Genomic DNA, 24685 nt, shown 5'->3' on the forward strand with positions numbered 1-24685 from the left:
CAAAAAGTATTTATTTCAATTCAATATCAGAAGCGCTCATATCTCTAACACAAACATATTTGCCGTCTCTTTTTTCGAACAGACTCATGTAATTTCCTTTATTAAGAAGTGTATCTGTAGAATCTTTTACCTGAAACGTTCCTGTCTCTAAAACCTGAATACCATCACTGGATACAAAAACTTCGCCCGTTGTAAAAGAAATCTTGTTTTTAGAACCCTCAGCTAAATCTGATGTCAGAAATTCTAAAATAGATTCTTTACCTACCAGCGGTGCAGCATTAGGATAATAAGTTACTGCATCATCTGCATAATAACCAATATTTTTAATCTTACCAGAATTATAAGTTTCTGCAAATTCATCTTCCTTAGCCTGAATCTCTTTTTTTATCTGCTCTTTATCAATTACCGGGGTCTCTTGCTTATTACAAGCCAGCAGCAAAGCTAAAACACCAACCAACAGCACTCCTTTTAAAATACTTTTTTTCATAAATTAAAATTTTAGATCTATACCTTAAAATTAAATATAAAATTCAGAAAATCAGATGATTTGATGTAAAAAGTTTAAAAAATAAAATTTAAAAGAAACCTTTTGGCCGAAAATTTTATAAATATTATAACACCATACTATAAAATATTCTGTAGATAAAGTGCTTTCTTTACAATTGTAGCTTTAAGATACCCGACTCTTTTAATTATCAGATCATTCATAAAAACAATTAACTAATTATGAAAGACTTAGCAAAACGATTTTCCGAGAATCCATTATTAATGCCTAAAGACCTCCAGCCAAGCAGTCCGGACTTACAAATTATAAGTCTTTTAAATCCCGGTGTTTTTGTATTTGAACAAAAAACATGGCTTCTGGTAAGAGTTGCCGAAAGTATTACACAAAAAGAAGGTGTTATTTTTTTTCCGGCTATCAACGATTTAGGCAAAGTTGAAATTATTGAAATTCCACTGAATGATCCTGATCTCGTTGCTACTGATGCGCGGGTCATTCAGTATAAAGGACTTGATTATCTTACTACACTTTCACATTTAAGGCTTCTATGCAGCGACGACGGCATTCATTTTTATGCGTCCGAAGGTTATAGTTCACTATTTGGTTCAGGCATATTAGAGCAATTCGGTATTGAGGATGCCAGGGTAAGCAAACTGGAAGATACCTATTATATTACTTACACTGCCGTTTCTTCTAATGGTGTGGGTGTTGGACTTCGTACGACCAAAGACTGGAAACATTTTGAACCAAAATCGATGATATTTCCACCGCACAATAAGGACTGTGCCATTTTTGAAGAAAAAATAAATGGTAAATTTTATGCTTTGCATCGCCCATCAAGTCCACAGATTGGAGGTAATTACATCTGGCTTGCAGAGTCTCCTGACGGAATTCATTGGGGCAATCACCAATTTTTATTGGGAACCAGAAAAGGACTTTGGGACAGTGCGAGAGTGGGTGCCGGTGCAGCCCCTATTAAAACAGACAAAGGCTGGCTAGAAATTTACCATGGTGCCAATGCCGAACATCAATATTGTCTGGGTGCTTTTTTAATGGATTTAAAAGACCCTTCAAAAGTAATTGCAAGAACTCTTGAACCTATCATGATCCCTTTAGAAAATTACGAATTGAGCGGTTTTTTCGGATATGTAGTTTTTACTAATGGTCACGTTGTAGAAGGCGATAAACTAACAGTGTATTATGGAGCTGCAGATGAATTTGTGTGTGGTGCCCACTTTTCAATCAAAGAAATTTTATCTGCGCTCGAAGTTCCTTTTTGATTAAATGTTTTCCTCATATTTTAACATCTACGGGTGTTTTATATTACCTGTCTGGTGTAGTCATTAAAAACTAATTACATCGGACAGGTTTTCATTTTATAATCTTAGTTTCTTTCGTAAAAAGGGGAAAAACACCCTTACAATAAGGGCTATTGCACTCTATTCCAAAATTTTAAACAAAAGTACTTTTACTTAAAATACAACATTTAAAATGGAGGAAGCCGAAAAGCCAAAAAGAGTAGGTCTATAAAAAACTAAAATTATGAAAGCAAAAACACTATTAATTATTGGTGTTATAGCCTTTGGGTTGATATTATTTTCCCAATGCAAACCCAATAAAATGTTAGTCTACAACGACAACGGAAATTATTTGGTCGATAATAATTTCCTGATCAAGGATGTTAAGGAAATGTCTAAAGCAGATATCGAAGGACTTATCGCACTTGACAAAGAATACACCAAATTAGGAGGAGCCGGTTTTCTGAATTACATTGTTCATACACAAAGAATTCAGCACATTACCCGAATCCAAAACTGGGATAAGTTGACAAAATTCACAAAACTAAACATCATTCATAAAGGCTGTTTTGAAAGAGCCGATATCGATTGGAACTCTTTTGGTGACATCAAAGTCAGACTTGATAAAATAGTATCAAAATATAAATATGTCTCTCTTGATGGTAATATTGGAATTGAAGCGAATAAAATTGTGATCAGTGCAACCAAATTGTCTGAGAAAGACGTTAGTACTTTCAATAGGCTCTCTGTTATTGGAATTGATGAAAATAATATCTGCAATGACTACATGGGAACAAAAGCCTTTAGCAGACTTCTGACAAGAACAACCCGGGTTCCTGTAGATAAAAACCTGAATCAACAAGTTATCAATGTCATCAAACAATATCAATAATTAGAAAAACAAGGTCAATCATAAAAGTTGCCCTTGTTTTTTAACTAAAAAAGTTTCAATCAAATACATTGAAAAATGAAAAGAAAATGGCAGCTTTTGGGAATATTCCTTTTACTATTTCTAGTATTTATTATTGGATTAAAAGGGACTTTTGATGGGTATTACGGTTTTTATTATGATAAAGAAGAATATAAAAAACCATTTGTTTATGAACTTTCTAATAAAATTACTGAGTTTCAACCAGTAAGTATATTTACTACTTATACAGGTTTTGATACAGGATATGGCTTTTTTGCGCCCAATGTTGCCAGTGATTTTATATTGCTTTTTGAATTACAGGATGCTCAGGGAAATATTTTGGAAGAAAGGATTATGCCGGAATTGAAAAGCAAGGAAAGCATCGTTCGGTACACTTCTGTTTTTAATATGTTTATGGATAAAGTAGTGGCTTCTAAAAAGAAAAATGAATCTCAATACCATCAATACCTGGATATTGTGCTGAAACAAATTGCAAAAAGCGTACTTAAAGAAAACTACGGCGCTACAAAATGTACTGCCAAACTTTATTTATACGATTACCCTAGTTTGGAACGGTACAAAAAGGGAGAAAAAACAGATAACCTTATTTTAGTTAGTCAAATAAAATAAACCAATCATGAAAAAAGTCACCATCTTATATAAAAAAATAGAAGATTTCTTTTTTGTTACAAAAGGAAACAATGAGTTCCTTGGTTTCTTCAGAATCTCAACAGGGACAATGGCTTTATTACATTTTTTAGCTATTCTAAGCGACTTTGATACTTTTTTTTCCAGTAAAAGTATTATTCCACAAGATATAATGTCTGTTTTTCATCCTGAATGGCTGCTTACTTTTTCAAAAATAACCGCTTTTTTAGAATCATTCGGAGTTACAGAAAATATCGTAATTGCGGGAGCAAAAACATTATTTATCATGTTATGTTTTAACATCATTATAGGATTTTATTCGCGGCTTAGTGCTTTTGTGTTACTCCTCTTGCAGGTTTCTTTATTAAAAGGAAGTTCATTTTTTATTTATGGAGTCGATTTTTTTACCAGCATGTCGTTGTTTTATCTGATTTTACTCCCTTCGGATGCTTATTGTTCTGTTCTTCGGCTTATTTCTAAAAAGAACAGCAAAGAAGTAAACTTTATGCCTGTCAAAAGAATGTTTCAAATCCATATCAGTATAGCTTATTTTTTTTCAGGATTTGACAAATTACTGGGTTACAACTGGCGAAATGGTGAATCTATCTGGAAAGCCATTCATTTGCCTTATGCCAACAGGGATTTTAATTTTGACTTTTCCTGGATGGCAGATCATTCGTACTTATTAATTTTTATTGGCTGGGCAACTATCATCATCGAAATGCTGTATCCGGTTTTTGTATGGATTCCTAAAACACAAAAAACATGGATGATGCTCACTATTTCTATGCATCTGGGAATTGCACTGGTGTTGAATCTCTATTATTTTTCGGCCATTATGATTATCTGGAATCTTACTAATTTTAATTTTGAAAGAGAAAATGTTTCTGTAAAGTCTTCAATTTTTGAGCGCAGGCTTCATAAAAAATCCAGTTCAGTGGGAATATAAAAATAATAATCAAATAGAAATTAATAAAGGATGAGCAATATTAACTCATCCTTTATTTTTTTCTAATATCCCTTAATCGAGATCAAATATTTTTCCTAAATGCTCTTCCATAATAAAATATGGATCATTTGTCTGGGTAACAGACCTGATGTGAATTAGACTGGTTTTACTCATCATTCTAAGCATTTGCCTGCGTTCGCATTTTATAATCTCTCCATTTTCTATTCGCTGACCGGCAACAAAAGCACTTCGTCCATGCGCGCACAAATGATTGTTTACAAAAATAAGATCACCTGAATTTGGAATATAGTCGCTATTGATCAGTGTTTTAGCTTCATCCCAAAAATCCATTAAGTTATTAAGGGCTTCAGATGTCTGTCCTGCATTTTCATTAAAAATTTGCTCAGCAGCATCAAAACGAATAAATGGAAGCTCTTTATTTCCATACAATACCGGAGCCAGAGGTCCTGAATCTGCATTTTCTTCATCTTCGTAATTCGCATCTTTTGGACATTGATAAATAGGCTCGAATAGCTTTTCCATTACAGCGTTAACCTCTCCATGCGAACGTACTGAATATAAAGTAGAAGGCACCCTCTCTTCATTTCTTAAATAAAGAAAACTTAAAAAATCTGCCTGATTGCTTAGAAAAGCATCTTCAGTATGCACAAACAAATCGGTTTTAGAACCTGATCCTGTTTGGGTAGCAGCCATTTTTTCGTCCGGAATTACTGCGTGCAATATTCCTCCGCCTTTTCTTTGAGCATAATACTGTACCGGTTTAGAAGGCACTGCACCATGAAGAAGCGAACATATAAAACCGTATTTGTTTAATTTTCCATAATCAGCTTCCTGCCAGTTTGGAGGTGTGGGCCCTAAATCGTCCTGATCTACTTCTAAAAGTCCCTTAAAGACTATTGCGCCATATTGCTCAGCCGAAAAATCGGTACCAAACTGACTTAAGATTCGGGTAATTCGTTCGGGCAGTAATTGAAAAGCATGAAGATGAAGAGAAGATATGTATTCAGGATTTTCATAATTCCCAAATGCCTTCACCAAAAGGTTGCCCACATTTGATAAAATATTTCTTTCCTGAGGAGTTATCTCTATTAATAATGGTTTTGTAGGAATATCAAAAGACAATGGTTCTTTAGTAGGTCTTTCAATTGAAAGAATTGATTGTGATTTCATTTTTTAATCCGTTTTTAGGTTGTTAAAATACAATTGAAACATTAAACACAATGCACTAAAAATAAGCATTATATAAAATTAAATCTGGAACACTAATTTTATTCATGTACGGGCATTCGTATAAAATTTTTCATGTTTGTTTTTTTTATTCATTTTAATTTATACATTTGTTTTTACTTAGTCTAAATAAGATTTACTTACAAATATATTTTTAATTAATCTAAATAACAATAGTTTTCTTAGAAAAATTTTAAAAAAAACATGGAAATTAAAGACAACCTCAGTAAAAAAGGGCTCTCAGATTACTCTGGCAAACCAAAATTAATTTCAGAAAACATACGAAACAGAAGAAGTGTTTTTGGAGATCAATTCATCAAGGGGGAATTACCGAATAAACTGCTCGATGAAATTCTTATAAATGCTACCTGGGCACCCAATCACAAGATGACAGAGCCCTGGAGATTTATCGTTTTAAGAGGAAAATACCTTAAAGAATACGGTGAATACATGGCCGATTATTACAAAGAACCCTACGCAAAAGAACTTAGTCCGGAGGCATTGGAGAAAAAGCTGGATTTTCTGCGAAATTATCCTTTGAATGCCGTATGCATGATTGGAATAGTACTGGTTCGAAACATCAAGATTAATCTTCCTGAATGGGAAGAAATTGCCGCGGTATCATCTGCTGTTCAAAATATGGCTCTAACCTGTACGGCAAACAACATCGGAAGTTACTGGAGCACCAAAAATGTGGCTATTGATTACGTGAGTGAATTCGGTCTTGGTGAAAACGAAAAGTCCTTAGGCCTTCTCTATCTGGGTTATTATGATGATAACTTAAAAATATCCAAAAAAAAGAGATCTCCTTTATCAAAAAAGGTGATTTATCTGCAATAACTATTAACAAACCCTAAATGAAACCCATTATGAACAATGCATTAATGAATGAAGAAACACCAAAAAAATCGGTGCTTATTCCTGAACAGGATATTTACAAGGATATTTTTCATCAACACTCAAATGATGAATATTCCGAAGCTATACAATTGGCACAGGACCGCGTTACGGATTTTTTAAAGAACAACCTAAAGCCTTTCAGCGGAATCAGACCTGATGAAATGAAAGCCAAGGTAGAAAATGTGGATTTGGATACTCCCCTGCCTGATTATAAAAGCCTACTGAATGAAGTAGATGAATTGTATGTAAAACATGCTACAGCCTATCATTTACCGGAATATATTGCGCATTTAAATTGTCCTGTAGTAATACCTGCTTTGGCCGCCGAAGTATTAATAAGTGCTATAAATTCTTCTCAGGATACGTATGATCAAAGCGCCGGGGGAACTTTTATCGAGCGAAAACTAATCGACTGGACCAGTAAACAAATTGGCTATTCTGAAAATGCAGATGGAATTTTTACTGCCGGAGGTTCTCAAAGTAACTTAATGGGATTATTACTGGCAAGAGATTACTTTTCGCTTGAATATCAAAAATGGAACATCAAACTTGACGGACTGCCAACGGACGCCGGTAAATTCCGCGTTTTTGTTTCGGATAAAGCGCATTTCAGTAATCATAAAAACGCATGGATTCTGGGACTTGGTGAACAAGCAATTGTTCATGTGGGTGTGGATGCCAGATATAGAATGGATCCTAAACAGCTTGAAAAAGCAATTGCAGAAGAAATAGAAAAAGGTAATATCCCTATCGCGATTACAGCCACTGCGGGAACTACAGATTTTGGTAATGTGGATCCATTAACTGAAATAGCACATATTGCTAAACGCAACAATTTATGGTTACACGTTGACGCCGCTTATGGCTGCGGATTATTGCTGACAGAAAAATACAGATATCTTTTAAACGGTATCGAACTTGCAGATTCCGTAACCATTGACTATCATAAGTCTTTCTTTCAGCCGATTAGCAGCAGTGCTTTTATAGTAAAAAATAAACTGCATCTTAACATCATCAAGCATCACGCCGATTATCTGAATCCGAAAGAGCAGGATTACGATGCACTGCCGGCACAAATCAATAAATCAATTATTCAGAGTACACGTCGTTTTGATGCCCTGAAACTTTGGTTTACCCTGCGTTATATGGGCAAAGAAAAACTTGGACAATATACGGACACGATCATCGAAACAACTCAGCAAACCGCTGAATATATAGAGAAACATGAAAATCTGGAACTTTTGTGCCACTCTGATATGGGCGTATTGGTCTTCCGTTACGTCAATGGTTTGGATCAGGCCAATTATTGCAACATCAATCAGTACATCAAAGAAAAATTATTTTTTAGCGGAGAAGTTTTGGTTGCCAGCACAAAAGTAAATGGAAATTTCTATCTCAAATTCACCATTTTCAATCCTTTGACTACGCTTAATGATATCAAAAATATTCTTAAACTCATTAAACAAAACGGAAATGACTACCAACAACTCAACTAATTTTCAGCAGCTGGCAGAACAGGTGAATTTTAAGTCCCTGCTGAATTGTTATTGCAGAGAATTCGGGAACTGGAGCCGTTATGAAGGTATTCCGAAATACGATCCGGCTTTGGCTGATTATATGCAGACCATCAATCATAAATCATTTCTCCGATTTGATTTTACTGATATCGGTCAGGAAGTTTTTGCTCCTTTGACTTATTTTTCAGAAAGCGGAGTTCATTCTTTTGGATTTCCAATTGTTGCACGCAATTGTACATCTGATGAAATCAAAGAAATTAGTCCTTTTGATTTTGTCGAATTTGTTGCTGCATTTGCTAAAAAAGAATATCCGGAACTGGATGCACTGCCTACGCAAAAACGCATGCAAAATAGCATTGATAATCTGGCTTTTTATCTGGCTCAATATAAAGATAGTGACCTGACTGCCAATACTCCTGAACAATCTTTTATTGAAGCCGAACAATCTTTAATTTTAGGCCACAGTGTACATCCTTTACCTAAAAGCAGGGAAGGTTTTACTCATGAAGAACTGAAAAAATATTCTCCGGAAACGGCGGGAAAATTTCCTTTGCATTTTTTCCTTATCCATCCGGATAATGTACTCGAAAAAAGTGCCGAAGATTATCTGATGACGGATTATCTCAGAAATGAAATCTCAAAATATGCAGATAAAAGCACTAAAGAATTACTGATTTTTTATCCGGATTGGAAAGTAGTTCCAACACATCCATGGGAAGCTGAGTATTTATTAGATCAGACTGAAGTCAAAGAAATGCAGTCCAAACGACTTTTATTCAGTCTGGGACAATTTGGGCCATCTTACACTGCTACTTCATCGGTTCGTACGGTATACAATGCCGAAAGTGAATGGATGTATAAATTTTCGCTTCATGTAAAAATCACCAATTCTTATCGTGTCAATTATCTTCATGAATTAAACCGTGGTTATGATGCAGGTAAACTCATGAAAACAGAATGGGGAAAAGGAATCCAAAAAGATTATCCTGAAGTACAGCTCATTTGTGATCCGGCTTTTATTGCTGTTGTTTATAAAGATAAAGTTATTGACGGTTTTAGTACCAGCGTACGCCAAAATCCTTTTCACGGAGCTAATGCCAGAAAAAATGTAAGCATGGTGGCCTCTTTATGTCAGGATGGTGTTTTGGGCGAATCAGCCAGAATACTGAATATCATTAAAGAATCAGCAAAAAGACTGGACAAGGAAGTGACTGATACAGCCATAGACTGGTTTAAACAATATCTTAAAGTTACTTTGCATCCATTAATTGGTATCTTCAATAAATACGGATTTGGAGCTGAATTCCATCAGCAAAATATACTTATTGAATTTGATGACGATCTTTTCCCTTCCAAAATGTATTTTAGGGACAATCAGGGCTATTTTTTCCGTGAGGGAATAGTAGAAGAATTACAAAAGATAATTCCGGATTTTGGCAGCGAAAGCAGGTCGTTTATAGCCGAAAGCCGAATAATCAAACTCTGGGGATATTATTTTTTAGTAAATCATCTCTTTGGAATTGTAAATGCTTTAGGCAAAAACAAACTGGCTGATGAGTCACAACTCCTTAACCTGATATATGAAGCATTCAAAGCAGAAGAAACAACCGACACCACAGGGTTAGTTTCTCATTTTCTAAACAGCATTCAACTGTTTGCAAAATGCAATCTGCTAACGAGCCTTAACAATATGGATGAAGCGAGTGCTCCAAGAACTAATCCGGCGGTATATCTAAATTATCCAAATCCGTTAAACAAGTACTTTTTTTCTAAAAAACTGATTTATCCGAAAGGAACGGATCTGGTTTTTAGCCGATACTTCGAAAAGGAAAACACAACCATAACCTTACGTCCGGTTGATCCTGAACGTGATTTAGAGATGCTGCACGAATGGTTTCATCGTGAACATGCTCTCAAAATCTGGCAAATGAATTGGCCAATCAAGGATTTGGAACTATTTTATCGTACCCTGCTTCCGGAAGATATCTCGCACAGTTATATTGGTGAAGCCAATGGTGTTCCCACTTTTAACATGGAAGTATACTGGGCGAACCGTGACATTGTTGGCGGCTATTACGACTCTCTCCCATCTGATTACGGAACGCATTTGTTTATCGCTCCAACAGATTCCAAACTAAAATTCACTTCTGCTGTAACCCAATCTATGATGGATTTTGTATTTGCAGAAGCCAAAGTTGGAAAAATGGTGGGCGAAGGAGCTGTAGATTCAATAGCATCAATGCTGAATAAAGCACATGTTGGATTCAAAATCGAAAAAGTAATTGAAATGCCGCATAAAAAAGCCAACCTCAATTATTGCTACAGAGAATGGTATTGGGAAAAATTCCCCACAGCCAAAGACTTTCAGAACATTCCGGTTTCAGCACCCCAGGTTTAATTAAATAAAAAGTAAAATGAGCACAGAAAAAATATATTCGGTCATAGGTATTGGGATTGGTCCTTTTAATCTTGGCCTTGCCGCCCTTATGGAACCGGTAGACGAACTTTCATCCCTGTTTTTTGATCAGTCAGTCAGTTTTGACTGGCATCCGGGTCTAATGTTAAATAACGCCACACTTCAGGTTCCGTTTTTAGGAGATCTGGTCACCATGGCAGACCCTACAAGCCAATATTCATTCCTGAATTTCATCAAAGAAAGCGGACGTTTGTATAAATTCTACATCCGTGAAAATTTCTTTATTTTCAGAAGAGAATACAATGAATACTGCAAATGGGTAGCTTCTAAACTTGATAATTTAAAATTCTCTCACAAAGTCGTTTCTTTAGATTATGCTGATAGTTTATACAAAGTAATCGTCATGAATACAGAAACCTGTATCACCTCAACCTATTATGCCGAAAAAATTGTTTTAGGAACAGGAACTTCTCCATACATTCCCGATTTTATCGAGAAACAGGAACTGCCAAATGTGATTCATGCATCGAAATATTTATATTCCAAATCAAGAATCAAAAACAACAATTCGGTTACTATTATTGGTTCAGGTCAAAGTGCTGCAGAAGTATTTCGCGATCTTTTACCGGAAACTGAAAACGGTTTACAGCTCAAATGGTACACCCGTTCCTCCCACTTCTTTCCTTTGGATAACAAATCAAAACTGACGCTGGAACTTACTTCACCTGAATATGTGGATCATTTTCATAGTTTGTCTTACGAAAAACGCAAACAGCTTCTTGCAAGACAACACGGACTTTATAAAGGAATTGATCAGGAATTAATCAATGAAATATTTAACAGTCTTTATGAAATGAGTTTAGAAAACAAGCCTTTGAATGTGGAATTACGTTCCAATCTGCGCCTCGGAACTGTTACTGAAAATGCGGACAGTTCTTACACTATGGACTTTATTCATACCGAACTTGAACAGCCGTTTCAGGACCAGAGTGATTATATTATTCTGGCAACAGGTTACAGTTACAAAGAACCGGATATCATTAAAGGAATTGAAAACAAAATTAACCGTCTTGAAAACGGCTTATTCAATGTCAATCGCAATTATACCATTGACAAAGAAGGCAAAGACATTTTTGTTCAGAATGCAGAACTGCATACCCACGGTCTTTCGACTCCTGATTTGGGCATGGGACCTTATCGAAATTCCATTATTATCAACCAACTGGCAAACCGTGAAGTTTATAAAGTGGAGAAGCGTATTGCTTTCCAGGAATTTGGCGTAGTAAAATCAACAGATTTTTCACAAAAAGATCCTTTGGAAGCAGTAAACGAACCATTAGATATCGAAGCATTATTAAAATCAAACTAAGATGACAACTCCTGAAAATATATTCAAAGACGCACAACATCTTGATGCGAATATCTGGAATAAAGTAAACCGTAACCTGCTGGCAAAAAGTATTGCAGAACTGATGCGCGAAGATCTGGCAAAACCGCAAATCATAAGCGAGCAGGAAGACGGTCTTACCCATTTTAAATTAGCTACTGATAAAGAGAATATTTATTATACTTTTTCTGCTTATCCAAGATTCATTAATTACTGGCATATTGTAAAAGAAAGCATTCAAAGAAATGAAGACGGAAAAGAATCAGATATCATTGATGTCCCTAATTTCTTTATCGAACTTCAGGAAACTTTTGGCATAAATTCCTTTACACTGGCTCATTATGCAGAAGAATTGCTGCATACTTTATATGCGGATGCTTTTATCCATTCTCAAAAACGTTTATCCGCAGCCGAACTGGCAGATGCCGATTTTCAAACCATAGAACACAGTCTGGACGGCCATCCGTGGGTAATTGTAAACAAAGGACGTATTGGTTTTGATTCACAGGATTATCAAAACTTTACTCCTGAATCTGGTCAGAATACCCGTTTGGTATGGATTGCAGCACATAAAAGCCGTGCTACATTTCGTTTGTTAGAAAGTATGGATCAGCAACGTTTTTTCGAAGATGAACTGGGCAAAGAAAAAATAAACTCTTTTAGAACTGTACTGACTAAGGCAGAAGTAAATCCGGACGATTACATCTTTATTCCGTTACATTCCTGGCAATGGCAAAATAAACTTGTGATGCAGTTTGCACATGATATTGCTGCAAAATTCCTGATTCCTTTGGGACTTTCAGACGATTTGTACAGCCCTCAGCAAAGCATTCGCACTTTTTTTAACCAGAGTCAGCCACACAGACATTATGTAAAAACAGCTATGTCTATTTTAAACACCAGCCACATCAGGGGGTTATGTGCCAAGCAATTATCAATCGCACCTAAATTAACCGGCTGGATTAAAGATTTATTAGAAAAAGACCTTCATCTGCAAAACATGGGTGTTGTACTCTTAGGCGAAGTCGTTTCTGTGAGTTACACGCATCCCAGTTACAGTAAAATTGTAAATCCTCCTTATCAATACAATGAGTTTTTGGGAGCAATGTGGCGAGAAAGTCCGATTAATTTTTTAAAGCCAGGAGAAAATCTGATGACGATGGCGGCTTTATTGTATGTAGATAATCAGGGCAAAAGTCTGATTCAGGAACTGATTGAAAAATCGGGTCTTTCTACAGAGCAATGGCTTAAAGCTTATATGACCGCTTATCTTAAACCCGTATTACAAATTTATTACCAACATTCTCTATGCATCGATCCGCACGGGCAAAATGTAATTCTTATTTTAAAAGATTATGTTCCTACGCGTATCGCTTTGCAGGACTTTGTGGGCGATATCTTAATTAACGAAGAAGGGAAGAAAAAACTGCCTCAGGAATTCATTGACAATATGTTCAATGCTTCTCCAAATCCTGAAAATGCTCCGTTGGTTATTCTGATAGCGGTTTTTGATGCTTTTTTCAGATACCTCAGCGATATCTTAATCACGACTGCAGATTATTCTGAAGTTTCCTTTTGGAATTGTGTTTACGAAATTATCACGGAATATCAGGAAGAGCATCCGGAACTACAGGATATGTTTGAAAAATATGACTTGCTGATTCCGGAGTTTAAACGCCTCATTTTTAACAGCCGACGCTTGTTTAATGGATATGAAGAAACTTCAGGCTTTCCACACATGAAAAAAAGCGGTTTTATTCCCAACCCGTTGTATCAGTTGGTAACATCTGAATTGGCAACATTAAAAGAAAATTCATGAAAGAAGCCTTATTGAAAACACGTTCCTTTTTTAGCCTTTTAAGACATTCGATATCGGGTAAGGAAAGTAATTTTACCTCAGGCAGTATCAACAGAACGATTATTCTGCTATCTGTTCCGATGGTTGCCGAATTACTGATGGAATCTTTATTTGTCTGTTCCAACTTATTTTTTGTCAGCAGATTAGGAACCAATGCTATTTCTATTGCCGGTGCCACGACAACTTTTATTACATTTTGCTATTCGGTTTCCATAGGATTAGGAATTGCAGCTTCGGCTATGATTTCAAGGAGAATCGGAGAAAAGAAGTTTAAAGCAGCGGGACAAACTGCTATGCAGGTTATTTATATTACAACTCCAATAGCTGTAATAATCAGTATCGTCTGCGCTGTCTGGACATCAGAAATCATGGGCCTTATGGGACTCTCCCCTGCCATGGTTCAGGAAGGATATACTTATGGAGTGGTTATGTTTTCTTCCAGCGGGTTTTTGATTCTGCGAATCGTAATCAACGGAATATTTCGTGGAGCCGGTGATGCTTCTACAGCCATGCGGGTATTATGGGTTTCGAACGCACTGAACATCATTTTATGTCCGATTTTTATCTTCGGATGGGGCATTATTCCCGCCTTTGGTTTACTCGGAGTCGGAATCGCAACTTTAATCGCCCGATTGATTGGAGTCCTTTATCAGGCCTGGTACCTCATCATAGGTAAAACCGTAATGAAAATCGGTTTGGCACAATTGGTATTTCATTTGGATATTTTCAAAAGAATCCTCAAACTCGCTTTCAGCGGAACCGTTCAGTTTATTATTCCTGCTTCCAGCTGGGTATTTATGATTAAAATTATGTCCCATTTTGGAGAAAATGCTTTAGCAGGTTACATTTTAGCGCAAAGAGTAACCTCAATAGCCACAATGCCTGCCTGGGGACTTGGAAATGCTGCGGGCATATTAACCGGACAGAATCTCGGAGCCAGACAGCCCGATCGTGCCGAAAAATCGGTTTGGAGAGCCGGTATGCTAAATATGGGATTTTTGGTCCTGATTGGCATCTGCTGGATTTTCCTGGCTGCTCCTGTAGTCAAAATCTTTACGGACATTCCCGAAGTAATTTCCCAAAGTACCATGTATATCCATCTTATTTCGATGGCGTATGTTTTATTAGGATACACCATGGTTATTTCAAGGGCACTCAATGCTGCAGGCGAAGTAAAAGTCGTTACCTGGCTTTACATTTTGATGTTTTATATCGTCCAAATCCCACTTGCTTACGTATTGGGAATTGCTTTTAATCTTGGCTCCAACGGTGTTTTTACAGCCATCCTTCTTTCAGAAATTGTATTAGCCGTTGCCTGCATTCTCATCTTTCGAAAGGGAAAATGGAAAACAACTAAAGTTTAATAAATTTTAAATCAATTAAAAAATTATGAATACAACAGCACAATTACACAGCGTATTTTCAAGAGCTTTTGAAATACCGGTTGAAACTATAAATGACCAGTTAGAATATCAGGGAATAGCCGAATGGGATTCTATGAGCCATCTTGTACTGGTTGAAGAACTGGAAAGAACCTATAATATTTCAATAGATATGGAAGATATTCTGGATATGGGAAGTGTTGAAAAAATAAAAGGTATCCTTAAAAAACACGGATTTGAAATTAATTAGAAACCAATATGAGAATCATGGAATTATATGAATTAATCTCAAAAAACGAAAACTTAATCTTTACGGATTCTGCTACAGGTTTTTCTAAATCGATACAAGAAATACATCAGTCTCTGGAAATTGAAGACTTAAGATCTGTTGTTTTTATCTATAACGATAATCAGCTGCCGGCTGTTGAGACACTATTAAATTTTTATCAAAGTCGATACACCATAGCATTGCTCGGACAGGGAACCAATACTGATTTCAAGGAAAACTTAGAAACAAAATATACTCCTTACTATATTTATGATCCGTCACGTAATAGTATTGAAGGTTATACTGCAGTACATGTTTCTGATACTATAATGCTTTTCAGACGCAATGAAAATTCGATCTATCCGATACATCCCAAAATTAAGCTCTTACTGAGTACTTCCGGAACAACAGGCTCTCCAAAATTTGTGCGGCTTTCTGTTGAAAATCTGTTGCAAAATGCCAAATCTATCTTAGCATATCTGCCTATAAAAGGAGATGATGTAGTGCCTTTGAATGTTCCTGTTCATTCGGTATTCGGGTTATCTATTTTTCATACCAATTGTATCAAAGCACATCAGATTGTTTGTACGGATAAAGATCCTTTTCAAAAAGAATTCTGGTCAGATTTGAAGCATTATGGATATTCGACTTTAGGAGGTGTACCTTATTTTTATGAAATGCTCAATAGTATTGGTTTCTTCAGAAAAGACTATCCTTCTCTCAGATATTTCACCCATGGAGGAGGAATGCTGAGCCATAAATTGGTTGAAATCATTTCAGCATACAACGAGAAGTATGGCAAACAATTCTTCGCACAATACGGGCAAACTGAGGCTAGCGGACGCATGTCTTTTTTACCTCCAAAAGATCTCTTACGAAAAGCAACTTCTATCGGAAGAGTTATTCAAAACGGACGTTTCGAAATAGACAATGAAACTTCGGAGCTTATTTATTACGGTCCGAATATTTTTGGCGGTTATGCTGAAAGAAGAGCCGATTTACAGTTTTATGACCAGGAAGAAAAACTGCATACAGGCGATCAGGCAAGAGTAGATTCTGAAGGCTATTATTTTATTACAGGACGTTTAAAAAGAATCGTAAAACTATTTGGTACCCGTATCAATCTGGATGAAATAGAATTGCTTCTAAAAAACACTCTTGGAGGACAAACCTTTATCTGTCTGAATATTCATGACAAACATTTAGCCGTGTTGTATACTGATGAAAACGTAAACAAAGAAGTAATTATAAATGTTCTAAAAGCAAAATTGAGCCTTCATTCCAGTTCATTAAAAGTAATTTACTTAGATAATGTCCCCCTTACCGCTAATGGAAAGGTAAATTATCCTGTTATTAAAGAATCACTCGAATCTGAAATAGCGGTGTAAAAACTATAAATTATAAAACAAAAAGACCTCTATCCTTTCGAATAGAGGTCTTTTTATTGGGATAAAAACGATTAAAACTTAAACGTTAGACTTCCTAAAATAGTTGTTGGTGCCTGAGGTGCTCCCCATGTACTCCAGTATTTTTCATTAGTTAAATTATCTACCTTAAGCCCTACTCTCCATGTTGGCTGTTCGTAAAATACGGTAGCGCTGTAAATAGTGTAAGACGGAATATAAAAGGTATTTGCTGTACTCAAATAACTTTCATCTACATAATTTGCTCCAAAACCTGCACCCAAACCTTTTAACTTATTTTGAAGTTTATAAGAAGCCCAGAAGTTCACTACATTCTCAGGTGCATCCTGAGCCTTATTACCTTCAATAGCTTTATTGGCATCACTTGTTTTTTCGATACGGTTGTCATTATACGCATAACCTGCAGTAATATCTAAGCCAGGGATAGGATTCGCCAGAAATTCAAATTCAACACCCTTGCTTACTTGTTTACCATCCTGTTGATACACTAAATCTGCTTGTCTTATTAATGCATTATCATTAGTGATTTCATAATAACTCACTGTTGTGCTTAATTTTTTATTGAACAATTCAGCTTTTATTCCTGACTCCCATTGATTAGCATAAAGAGGATCCGGTACAAATTGTGCCCCGTCTGGCTGATTAACCGGCGCAATATTCTGGAAACCATTCATATAATTTCCAAACAATGATAACTGATCATCAAGAACTTCGAATACTAACCCAAATTTCGGTGATACAGATGTTTGTTTATACCCCAATACCGTACCGCTTTGTTTACGTTCGAAATCATCTAAACGTAAACTTGTCATAATGTGTAACCTGTCTGCAATACCCATAACATAAGAAGCATAGGCACTATACGTATTTTCATCTCGGCCTGCTCGTATAACCGGAGCTAATAATACCGCATCAATATCTTTTTTTCTAACCGGTACAAAGTTAGTTGTTACATCAATTGTTCTAAACGGAGCTGTTGGCGTTGGTGTAGACGAAAAAGTATCTGAATAATTTCTGTAATTCACTCCGGCAACAATTTTATGGTTTAAGATTCCCGTTTTGAATTCACCATTAATATTTTCCTGAAGATTAGTATAGTTACTAGATATAGGTCCAAACATAGTAGCACGAATCGTAGCTGTAGTCGGAGAAGTCCAGGTTGGCAAAACCTGATAACTGTACTCTACGTTCTCACTCACATAAGAAAATAAAGTGGTAGATTTCCAATTGTCTGATATTTGGTATTCTGCCTGTACGAAAGCCTTTGAAGAGGTTGATTTAGCATCGGCATCATCATGTACCAATGATTTTTTATAATCCAATTTAATATCGGCCGGGTTTGTCACACCTGATGTTGCAGATGCTGCCGGATATAAGGGTTTTGTATTTTTAGCATTATATAGCTCTGCGTCAATATTAAATTTAAGTTTATCCGTTGCTTTGAAAGTAAGACTTGGGGTAAAAGACAAAGTATTAGAATACCCATAATCAAGAAAACTTTTTGCTCTGTTTACTCCTACATTAAGTCTGAAAAGCACTTTTTTATCTTTTGTAAGCGGTGTATTGATATCAGCAGTAAGCTGATGTGTACCGTAACTTCCGGCAGTATATCCCACTTCAGTAGCTGTAGCTTCAAATGGTTTTTTAGTAACTAAATTGACTACACCTCCAAAAGAAGATGCAGAAGAACCAAATAAAGTTCCCGAAGGTCCTTTCAATACTTCAATTCGCTCAATATTTGCAATACCAACTGAAGAACGGCCTGATAACGTTTCCATTCCGTTTCTGGCATTAATACCAACCGTGAAACCTCTAAAAATAAGTGCAAAACCTCCAGAAGGATAATTAAGCGGCACTACTCCGGGTGCATTTCTCATTGCTGTAGTAATATCAACTGCTACCTGCTCCTGAAAAAGTTCTTTATGAATTACATTGTATACCTGAGGATTTTCAATATTTTTTAGTGGCATTCTTGCTACTGTTTCTGTTTTTTTTGACAGTAAACTTTTTCTACTGCTAATTACAACCTCCTGTAATTCTTTGTTAGAAACCTTCAACTGTAGATTAACCGTTGTTGTTTTATTATCTTCAACAGTAACCTCCTGTTCAGAAGTTTCATAACCTGCTAAAGATATCTGTAGCATGTAGGTATTGGCCTTAACCCTGTTTATTTCAAAACTACCATCATCATTCGTAAAAGTCCCGTATTTTGAGTTTTTAAGGATGATGTTTACATCTGCTGCTGGTTGTCCGTCAGAAGTTGTGATTTGTCCCTTTATCTTCCCTTGATTTTGTTGTCCAAAAGATGAAATGACTATAAATAAAAAGCTAATAGTAAATAAAAATTGTGATGTTCTTAAACTAAGATATTTCATTGATTTTTAAATTTGGTTAGTACATTGTTTTTATTTAGAATTAATAAAAACAGTGCAAAAGTAAAAATTAATATTAGTTTAACAAGTAAACATCATGAAATTATTTAGAATGATACTAAAGAAGTGTAGTTTTATTTAAAAATAACTATAGATTTGCAGGAAATTAAATTCTTTAAAATCCACATGAAGAAAAAATTGAAGAAAAAAATTGGACAATTACACCTTTGGTTAGGACTTGCTTCAGGTCTTATTTTATTTATAGTAGCTTTAACAGGCAGTCTTTTGGTTTTCGAAAAAGAAATTGACCAGTTTGTTAATCCAGAGTTTTATAATGTAACCACTGTGGGAACCAGTAAAAAATCAATTGATGAATGTACAGCTGCCATTCAGAAGCGATATGCCATTGAAAAGATAAACCGAATCATAGTTTACAACGATCCTAAGCGTACTATGACAATCGTAGGAAAAGACAGCGAAGGAGACAGCCAAATTTTCTCTGTAGATCCTTATACAGGAAAAATACTCGGGACTATCTCACAGGAAAACCGGTTTTTCTCTGTTGTATTAAACATACACAGGCATTTACTGATGCATGACATTGGTGAAATCATTACCGGATGTTCCTGCCTAATATTTGTTTTCATGCTGATTTCTGGTCTTGTTTTGTGGTGGCCTAAAAAAGCAAAAAATTTAAAGCAACGTCTAACTGTAAAATGGAAAGCCTCTTTTAAAAGAGTCAATTGGGACTTTCATTCCACTTTTGGATTTTACACTTTTCTTTTTTTGTTAATTATAGCCCTGACAGGTTTAACATGGTCTTTTAAATGGTTTGAAAACGGAATGTATTTCATCGCAAATGGTACTACTGAAAGACCATCTCCTAAAGTAGAAAACCCTACTAAAGTTGATCCTCAAACAGACAAAACTGCTTTTTATCAAACTTTATATCGAAAAACAGACAGTATATTTCCATACAAAGGCAATATTCAGATTAGGATGCCTGCTGATACCATTAACAGTATTCTGGTATTAAAAGAGAACTTAGAATTTAACATTCCAAACCAGTCAAGTGCTATTTATTTTGACAAATACACAGGAAAAGATATTGAAGTCAGAGCTTATGAATCCTTTTCGAAAGGAGACAAACTGAAACGGCTTATTTATCCCATCCATACCGGAAGTATTTATGGCTACCCCACTAAAATACTTGCTTTTATCGTTTGTCTTTTTGCAGTAACCTTACCTGTTACGGGATTATTTATCTGGCTAGGAAAACGAAAAAAGAAAGCAGCTAACTAATTTAAAAATTCTAATATCAAATCATAAGGTTTGCAAAAAAGTAAATCAGTAGGATTTAATCTTATCTAAGCCTTTTGCATAATTCCTAACTTTTGGATCACGATCCATATTCAGTTATAAAATGTTATAAAAAAAAAAGCTCCAGATTTCTCTGAAGCTTTTGTCTTAGTAGCGGGAACAGGACTCGAACCTGTGACCTTCGGGTTATGAGCCCGACGAGCTGCCTACTGCTCTATCCCGCGATGTTTCGGGTGCAAAGATACACACTAAATACGGTTATACAAAGAAATTTCTATTTTTTTTTATTTAACATTATTAAACTCAATATATATCTGTTTTACAGCATTTAAAAAAAATTCCTATAAAACAATTGTCATTTATCTAACACTTACTAATAGTGGATTTTTCAATTCTTGTGAAAAATGATTCAGGTATTCAAACCATTGAACTGAGTTTACGATTTCACCTGCTTTATCCCATGAAGCTCCTGTATAATAAACGATTGGCTCATTGTTTTTTACTTCTGTAATGCCTAAAATCTGCTCTTTATTTACAAACATATTCTTTACAGGAGTGGTCAAAATTGAACCAACGCCCGTTGTACCATCTTCTTTAGCCGTTGGCTCCCAATATCCCATAATGCCTTTTTGTTCCTCTAACAAAATTACACCAGACTCAGGTCTTTTAATAATTCCGACCACAACCGGCATCGACTTATTATCGTCAAAAGTATACTTATTTTCTACACGACTAAGCTGTGATCCGGCATCAAGAGAAATCGTTTTTACAGCTTTTACTTTTATACCTCCAGCATTCCATGTATCGTAAATAAGCTGAAAAGTAGACCGCAAAGGTCCATTGTCCAGTAGTTTCCACTGGTGATAATTGGCAGAATATCGAATCGTATCTTTAATAAAAGGCGCCATGTTGCCAGCACCTAATGTGTGCCCGACATGGTAATAATCCATTCCGTTGCCATTGTCTTTGTGATAATTGCCTAATTTATAACGCTCGTTAATGACCATTTTATCGGTTCTTTTTACCCAAACGTCAAAACCGTATGCATCTTCGTTGGTATTTTCTATCGCTTTTCCGTAGGTTCTAAAAGCAATTTTATCATTTTCCCAGGCAAAATCGTCTTTACGCTCCGGCACATAACGCGCATAGGTTTTAACTTCAACCGGATTTGGTTTTCCTTTTTGAATAAAAAGACTAAGCGTTGTTTTTGCCTTTACATTTACTTGTATTAGTAAATTCTGAATTTTCGGAAGTCCTTTATGTTCTAATTGATACGGAATCTGTTTTTTAGTTTCAGCATTAATTACTACAAAATTTGACGTGTCTATTTGAGGATAATGAGACAAGATGGTTTGCCAATTGATAGCCACAACAGCTTCATTTCTTTCTAAATCTGAATTATTTTGAATTTCGATAGCTGCTTTGTTTTGTGACAAAAGCATTAATGGCAACAAAAGGAAAAATAAAGAAATGCATATAATGTTTTTCATAATTGTAAAGATATAATTCTAATATATGTTTCTGAGCTAGTTTAAACTTAGTAAAGTTTAATTTTATAAAAATAGTTCAAACAGTGGGAATTGGGAATAAAAAATATCATTTATTTAAAAAATGCATTCGGAGGGACTTTTAACCGAAGAAGCATCAAACGGGTTTATCAAGAACAAAGCCTAACAAAATCAAACTGGTAGTTTAAACGATTAACCTTCGGATCAATCCGGAGCTTTTTATTTTATGAGCCTGGCTAAAATGCCTGCAAGAGTTTAGAAACACTACATAACATTAAATTGTTCTGGTAATAAACATCAAAAAAAACGCTGAAAAACCAAAAGAATATTCTTTCAAAATGAAAAATTTAAAAAAAAATAAAATTATTTGTTTTGATGAAAAAATAAAAAACTTACTTGTCCTTATTTTTAAATCCAAAACAACCAATTATTAATCAGCAAAATACATTTAGAAAAAACAGATTCAATTACGAAAGGTTATTACTTAAAATGATTTTAACAGAATAATTAAATCAAATTCTTAAAAAAACATTTTGTGTATTCTAAAATTAATTGCATTTTTGCACCCGCAATAGCAAAGCAGGTCCGTTCGTCTATCGGTTAGGACGCCAGGTTTTCATCCTGGTAAGGGGGGTTCGATTCCCCCACGGACTACTTAATAATACAAAAGCTTCAGAGAAATCTGAAGCTTTTTTTGTTTAGATTATACCACAAATGGCTGAATCTGGAACATTGTATATTAAAAATGCTAAAGAAAAGACACAAACAGCGGTTACAAGCCCACACAGCAGTACAAAAAGCCTTTTTCTTCAGGCTGATTTTAACAAAATAATCGCCATTATTTTCCCAAAAATCTCCAAAAGGATGTGAAATATTCGAAAGATTCTCCAATTGACTGATAAAAGTCATAGATTTGCCTTTAAATACCAATAAGCAATTTTATTCCTTAAATGGAGAATACCACAGAAGATATTTTATTATGGGAGCAGATCAAAAAAGGTGATATTAACGCCTTTGAAAAGCTGTATGATAGCTATGCTGATGTTTTACTTACTTTTGCTTTACAATATACTAACGAAGAATCTTTTGCCAAAGATGCAATTCATGATGTCTTTCTGGACATTTATAAGTACCGAACCGGCTTAGCTGAAACTGTAAACGTAAAATCTTATCTCTTTAAAATTACACAGCGAAATGTCTTAAAAAAGAATAAAGCTTCACAAAAAATATTTCACATTAACCGTGAATATGAATATTTTACACCCAAAGAAGCTTCTTTTGAAGAAACTTTAATTGCCGAAGAAAATACTCTGGAACTTAATTCTAAGCTGGCTTTTGCCATAGAAGAACTTACCGAAAAACAGCGTACAGCCTTATTCTACAGATTTAACGAAGACAAACCTTATGAAGAAATTGCTTCAATCTTAGACATCTCTGTTGAATCCTCCAGAACACTGATATACAGATGTTTGAAAGAACTTCGAAAAAAACTTTAAAAAAACATTATTTTTTTTGTCTATGCTTTTGACTTTTGGTTCTCTATGTAATTATAGAGAATCTAAAAGAAAAATATTTTGTACCCAAATTTCAAAATTTTACCAAAAGAAGTCAAAGCTGATTTAAAAGCAAAAATTGCAGAAAGTATTGCTTTTGAAAAAAAACGAGCCCGACGTAAAAAACTTTATGTGCTTTCATCGAGCGCCGCAGCTGTATTTTGTCTGCTTTTTGGACTTGTTACAATTTTTAAACAAAAATCACAGTCGTTAGAGATAAATGCAATTGAGGAGTTTGCAAAAAATACTGCCAATGAAGGTTCTTTTGAAAAAAGCAATAAGGTTCAGTTAGTACTCTCAGATCATGAGGCTGTAACGGTTGGAGACAGTACCACAATTGCTTATGATGCTTCAGGAAATAAAATTAATGTAAATAACAAACAGATTAAGCAGAAAGTTTCTAAAGAATCTCAATACAATACAGTTTTAGTTCCTTATGGCAAACGGGCACAGCTTAGTCTTGCAGACGGAACCCAGGTTTGGCTGAATTCAGGATCTAAATTAATTTATCCGACAACTTTTGATGCCGAAACCAGAGAAGTATTTTTAGAAGGAGAAGGAATTTTTGATGTATCACATAATGCAGCAAAACCTTTTTTTGTAAAAACTGCTAACAATTACAGTGTGCGTGTATTAGGAACCCTTTTTAATGTGAGTTGTTATGCTAAAGATGCAAAAGTTTCGACTGCTTTATTAAGAGGAAAAGTAAAAGTAGCGTATGCCAAAAAAGGTTTTTTCGGAACAGATACTATTCAGACCATTCTTAAACCAGGAATGATTGCTGCACTCGATAAAAAGAAAGAAACAATGAAAGCAGTTGTACAGGATGTTGAACCTTTGTTTTCATGGAGAAAAGGATATTATGAATTTTCACAGGAAAGATTATCGCTGGTATTAGACAAATTAACACGCTATTACAATGTCGATTTTGTTTTAAATAAAAAAATAAGTACAAACGAAACCTACTCCGGGGCTTTTAAACTGAATGATGATTTGGATAAAGTAGTTGAAACATTAGAAGCTACAACAGGTTTTGAACTTGTTTATAATGAAAGTACCCGGGAAATCACTATTAACTAATATTAACAACAAAAAACATAAATGCCTATGATTTAAATAAAGATTTGAAATAACCTAACATAACCCTACCAAAAACAAAAAAACCAAAAGATGCTGGAACATCTTTTGGCTATGTAAAATTTTAATTGCAGATGCAATTATTGAT

19 protein-coding genes and 2 tRNA genes are annotated in these 24685 nt (G+C 35.1%); 16 read left to right on the forward strand and 5 right to left on the reverse strand.

Annotated features, from left to right (window positions below):
- Nucleotides 1-10 precede the first annotated feature (10 nt).
- The gene (locus AAEO57_RS15445; protein WP_341693928.1) at nucleotides 11-487 is read right to left on the reverse strand and encodes a YybH family protein; all 477 of its coding nucleotides are present in this window, start codon (nucleotides 485-487) and stop codon (nucleotides 11-13) included.
- A gap of 239 nt (nucleotides 488-726) precedes the next feature.
- On the opposite strand from AAEO57_RS15445, the gene AAEO57_RS15450 reads away from it, so the two are divergent.
- The 4 genes from AAEO57_RS15450 (at nucleotide 727) to AAEO57_RS15465 (ending at nucleotide 4307) form a co-directional block, all read left to right on the forward strand.
- On the forward strand, nucleotides 727-1782 hold the full coding sequence (locus AAEO57_RS15450; protein ID WP_341693929.1) for a glycoside hydrolase family 130 protein: 1056 nt from the start codon (nucleotides 727-729) through the stop codon (nucleotides 1780-1782).
- A 262-nt stretch (nucleotides 1783-2044) separates the two neighbouring features.
- Complete coding sequence (locus AAEO57_RS15455) at nucleotides 2045-2692, forward strand: hypothetical protein (protein WP_341693930.1); 648 nt, start codon at nucleotides 2045-2047, stop codon at nucleotides 2690-2692.
- Between the two features lie 75 nt (nucleotides 2693-2767).
- Complete coding sequence (locus AAEO57_RS15460; protein ID WP_341693931.1) at nucleotides 2768-3340, forward strand: hypothetical protein; 573 nt, start codon at nucleotides 2768-2770, stop codon at nucleotides 3338-3340.
- A 7-nt stretch (nucleotides 3341-3347) separates the two neighbouring features.
- Nucleotides 3348-4307, forward strand: a complete 960-nt coding sequence (locus tag AAEO57_RS15465) for an HTTM domain-containing protein (protein ID WP_341693932.1) — start codon at nucleotides 3348-3350, stop codon at nucleotides 4305-4307.
- Nucleotides 4308-4379: 72 nt separating this feature from the next.
- Here AAEO57_RS15465 and AAEO57_RS15470 read toward each other — a convergent pair whose 3' ends face one another.
- Complete coding sequence (locus AAEO57_RS15470) at nucleotides 4380-5498, reverse strand: Fe(II)-2OG oxygenase family protein (protein ID WP_341693933.1); 1119 nt, start codon at nucleotides 5496-5498, stop codon at nucleotides 4380-4382.
- A gap of 261 nt (nucleotides 5499-5759) precedes the next feature.
- On the opposite strand from AAEO57_RS15470, the gene AAEO57_RS15475 reads away from it, so the two are divergent.
- From AAEO57_RS15475 to AAEO57_RS15510, 8 genes are read left to right on the forward strand one after another with little or no spacing between them, the layout of a single operon-like run.
- Nucleotides 5760-6395, forward strand: a complete 636-nt coding sequence (locus tag AAEO57_RS15475; protein ID WP_341693934.1) for a nitroreductase family protein — start codon at nucleotides 5760-5762, stop codon at nucleotides 6393-6395.
- 29 nt (nucleotides 6396-6424) lie between these two features.
- The gene (locus AAEO57_RS15480) at nucleotides 6425-7951 is read left to right on the forward strand and encodes a pyridoxal phosphate-dependent decarboxylase family protein (protein ID WP_341693935.1); all 1527 of its coding nucleotides are present in this window, start codon (nucleotides 6425-6427) and stop codon (nucleotides 7949-7951) included.
- Nucleotides 7929-10370, forward strand: coding sequence for a GNAT family N-acetyltransferase (locus tag AAEO57_RS15485; protein WP_341693936.1), 2442 nt, complete (start codon nucleotides 7929-7931; stop codon nucleotides 10368-10370). Before AAEO57_RS15480 ends, AAEO57_RS15485 begins: the two co-directional genes overlap by 23 nt.
- A gap of 16 nt (nucleotides 10371-10386) precedes the next feature.
- On the forward strand, nucleotides 10387-11757 hold the full coding sequence (locus AAEO57_RS15490; protein ID WP_341693937.1) for a lysine N(6)-hydroxylase/L-ornithine N(5)-oxygenase family protein: 1371 nt from the start codon (nucleotides 10387-10389) through the stop codon (nucleotides 11755-11757).
- A gap of 1 nt (nucleotide 11758) precedes the next feature.
- On the forward strand, nucleotides 11759-13594 hold the full coding sequence (locus tag AAEO57_RS15495) for an IucA/IucC family protein (RefSeq protein ID WP_341693938.1): 1836 nt from the start codon (nucleotides 11759-11761) through the stop codon (nucleotides 13592-13594).
- Nucleotides 13591-14997, forward strand: a complete 1407-nt coding sequence (locus AAEO57_RS15500; RefSeq protein ID WP_341693939.1) for an MATE family efflux transporter — start codon at nucleotides 13591-13593, stop codon at nucleotides 14995-14997. The genes AAEO57_RS15495 and AAEO57_RS15500 overlap by 4 nt, the downstream gene beginning before the upstream one ends.
- A 25-nt stretch (nucleotides 14998-15022) precedes the next feature.
- Nucleotides 15023-15265 carry an acyl carrier protein gene (locus AAEO57_RS15505; protein WP_341693940.1) on the forward strand — a complete coding sequence of 81 codons (243 nt, stop codon included), beginning with the start codon at nucleotides 15023-15025 and terminating at the stop codon, nucleotides 15263-15265.
- 17 nt (nucleotides 15266-15282) lie between these two features.
- Nucleotides 15283-16671 carry an AMP-binding protein gene (locus tag AAEO57_RS15510; protein ID WP_341693941.1) on the forward strand — a complete coding sequence of 463 codons (1389 nt, stop codon included), beginning with the start codon at nucleotides 15283-15285 and terminating at the stop codon, nucleotides 16669-16671.
- Between the two features lie 71 nt (nucleotides 16672-16742).
- Here the strand turns inward: AAEO57_RS15510 and AAEO57_RS15515 are convergent, their stop codons facing one another.
- Nucleotides 16743-19082, reverse strand: coding sequence for a TonB-dependent siderophore receptor (locus tag AAEO57_RS15515; RefSeq protein ID WP_341693942.1), 2340 nt, complete (start codon nucleotides 19080-19082; stop codon nucleotides 16743-16745).
- A gap of 183 nt (nucleotides 19083-19265) precedes the next feature.
- Here AAEO57_RS15515 and AAEO57_RS15520 point away from each other — a divergent pair, with 183 nt between their 5' ends.
- On the forward strand, nucleotides 19266-20381 hold the full coding sequence (locus AAEO57_RS15520) for a PepSY-associated TM helix domain-containing protein (protein WP_341693943.1): 1116 nt from the start codon (nucleotides 19266-19268) through the stop codon (nucleotides 20379-20381).
- A 169-nt stretch (nucleotides 20382-20550) separates the two neighbouring features.
- On the opposite strand, the gene AAEO57_RS15525 is transcribed toward AAEO57_RS15520, so the two are convergent.
- Both AAEO57_RS15525 and AAEO57_RS15530 read right to left on the reverse strand, forming a co-directional pair.
- Nucleotides 20551-20623: transfer RNA gene (locus tag AAEO57_RS15525), tRNA-Met, on the reverse strand.
- A 135-nt stretch (nucleotides 20624-20758) separates the two neighbouring features.
- Nucleotides 20759-21889 (reverse strand): DUF4861 family protein, encoded by a 1131-nt coding sequence (locus AAEO57_RS15530; RefSeq protein WP_341693944.1) that lies wholly within the window; start codon nucleotides 21887-21889, stop codon nucleotides 20759-20761.
- A 600-nt stretch (nucleotides 21890-22489) separates the two neighbouring features.
- Between AAEO57_RS15530 and AAEO57_RS15535 the strand changes: the two genes are divergently transcribed.
- From AAEO57_RS15535 to AAEO57_RS15545, 3 genes are all read left to right on the forward strand, one after another.
- Nucleotides 22490-22561 (forward strand) — tRNA-Glu (locus AAEO57_RS15535).
- A 296-nt stretch (nucleotides 22562-22857) separates the two neighbouring features.
- Nucleotides 22858-23403: an RNA polymerase sigma factor gene (locus AAEO57_RS15540; protein WP_341693945.1), complete on the forward strand. Its 546-nt coding sequence runs from the start codon at nucleotides 22858-22860 to the stop codon at nucleotides 23401-23403.
- A 78-nt stretch (nucleotides 23404-23481) separates the two neighbouring features.
- Nucleotides 23482-24540, forward strand: a complete 1059-nt coding sequence (locus tag AAEO57_RS15545) for a FecR family protein (protein WP_341693946.1) — start codon at nucleotides 23482-23484, stop codon at nucleotides 24538-24540.
- Nucleotides 24541-24685: the final 145 nt, after the last annotated feature.

It is taken from the genome of Flavobacterium calami, assembly GCF_038290035.1.
Taxonomy (GTDB): domain Bacteria; phylum Bacteroidota; class Bacteroidia; order Flavobacteriales; family Flavobacteriaceae; genus Flavobacterium; species Flavobacterium calami.

Bases quoted from the DNA above. Each gene is read 5' to 3' on its own strand.
- AAEO57_RS15445 (WP_341693928.1), bottom strand. From the start codon at position 487: ATGAAAAAAAGTATTTTAAAAGGAGTGCTGTTGGTTGGTGTTTTAGCT.
- AAEO57_RS15450 (WP_341693929.1), top strand. From the start codon at position 727: ATGAAAGACTTAGCAAAACGATTTTCCGAGAATCCATTATTAATGCCT.
- AAEO57_RS15455 (WP_341693930.1), top strand. From the start codon at position 2,045: ATGAAAGCAAAAACACTATTAATTATTGGTGTTATAGCCTTTGGGTTG.
- AAEO57_RS15460 (WP_341693931.1), top strand. From the start codon at position 2,768: ATGAAAAGAAAATGGCAGCTTTTGGGAATATTCCTTTTACTATTTCTA.
- AAEO57_RS15465 (WP_341693932.1), top strand. From the start codon at position 3,348: ATGAAAAAAGTCACCATCTTATATAAAAAAATAGAAGATTTCTTTTTT.
- AAEO57_RS15470 (WP_341693933.1), bottom strand. From the start codon at position 5,498: ATGAAATCACAATCAATTCTTTCAATTGAAAGACCTACTAAAGAACCA.
- AAEO57_RS15475 (WP_341693934.1), top strand. From the start codon at position 5,760: ATGGAAATTAAAGACAACCTCAGTAAAAAAGGGCTCTCAGATTACTCT.
- AAEO57_RS15480 (WP_341693935.1), top strand. From the start codon at position 6,425: ATGAACAATGCATTAATGAATGAAGAAACACCAAAAAAATCGGTGCTT.
- AAEO57_RS15485 (WP_341693936.1), top strand. From the start codon at position 7,929: ATGACTACCAACAACTCAACTAATTTTCAGCAGCTGGCAGAACAGGTG.
- AAEO57_RS15490 (WP_341693937.1), top strand. From the start codon at position 10,387: ATGAGCACAGAAAAAATATATTCGGTCATAGGTATTGGGATTGGTCCT.
- AAEO57_RS15495 (WP_341693938.1), top strand. From the start codon at position 11,759: ATGACAACTCCTGAAAATATATTCAAAGACGCACAACATCTTGATGCG.
- AAEO57_RS15500 (WP_341693939.1), top strand. From the start codon at position 13,591: ATGAAAGAAGCCTTATTGAAAACACGTTCCTTTTTTAGCCTTTTAAGA.
- AAEO57_RS15505 (WP_341693940.1), top strand. From the start codon at position 15,023: ATGAATACAACAGCACAATTACACAGCGTATTTTCAAGAGCTTTTGAA.
- AAEO57_RS15510 (WP_341693941.1), top strand. From the start codon at position 15,283: ATGGAATTATATGAATTAATCTCAAAAAACGAAAACTTAATCTTTACG.
- AAEO57_RS15515 (WP_341693942.1), bottom strand. From the start codon at position 19,082: ATGAAATATCTTAGTTTAAGAACATCACAATTTTTATTTACTATTAGC.
- AAEO57_RS15520 (WP_341693943.1), top strand. From the start codon at position 19,266: ATGAAGAAAAAATTGAAGAAAAAAATTGGACAATTACACCTTTGGTTA.
- AAEO57_RS15530 (WP_341693944.1), bottom strand. From the start codon at position 21,889: ATGAAAAACATTATATGCATTTCTTTATTTTTCCTTTTGTTGCCATTA.
- AAEO57_RS15540 (WP_341693945.1), top strand. From the start codon at position 22,858: ATGGAGAATACCACAGAAGATATTTTATTATGGGAGCAGATCAAAAAA.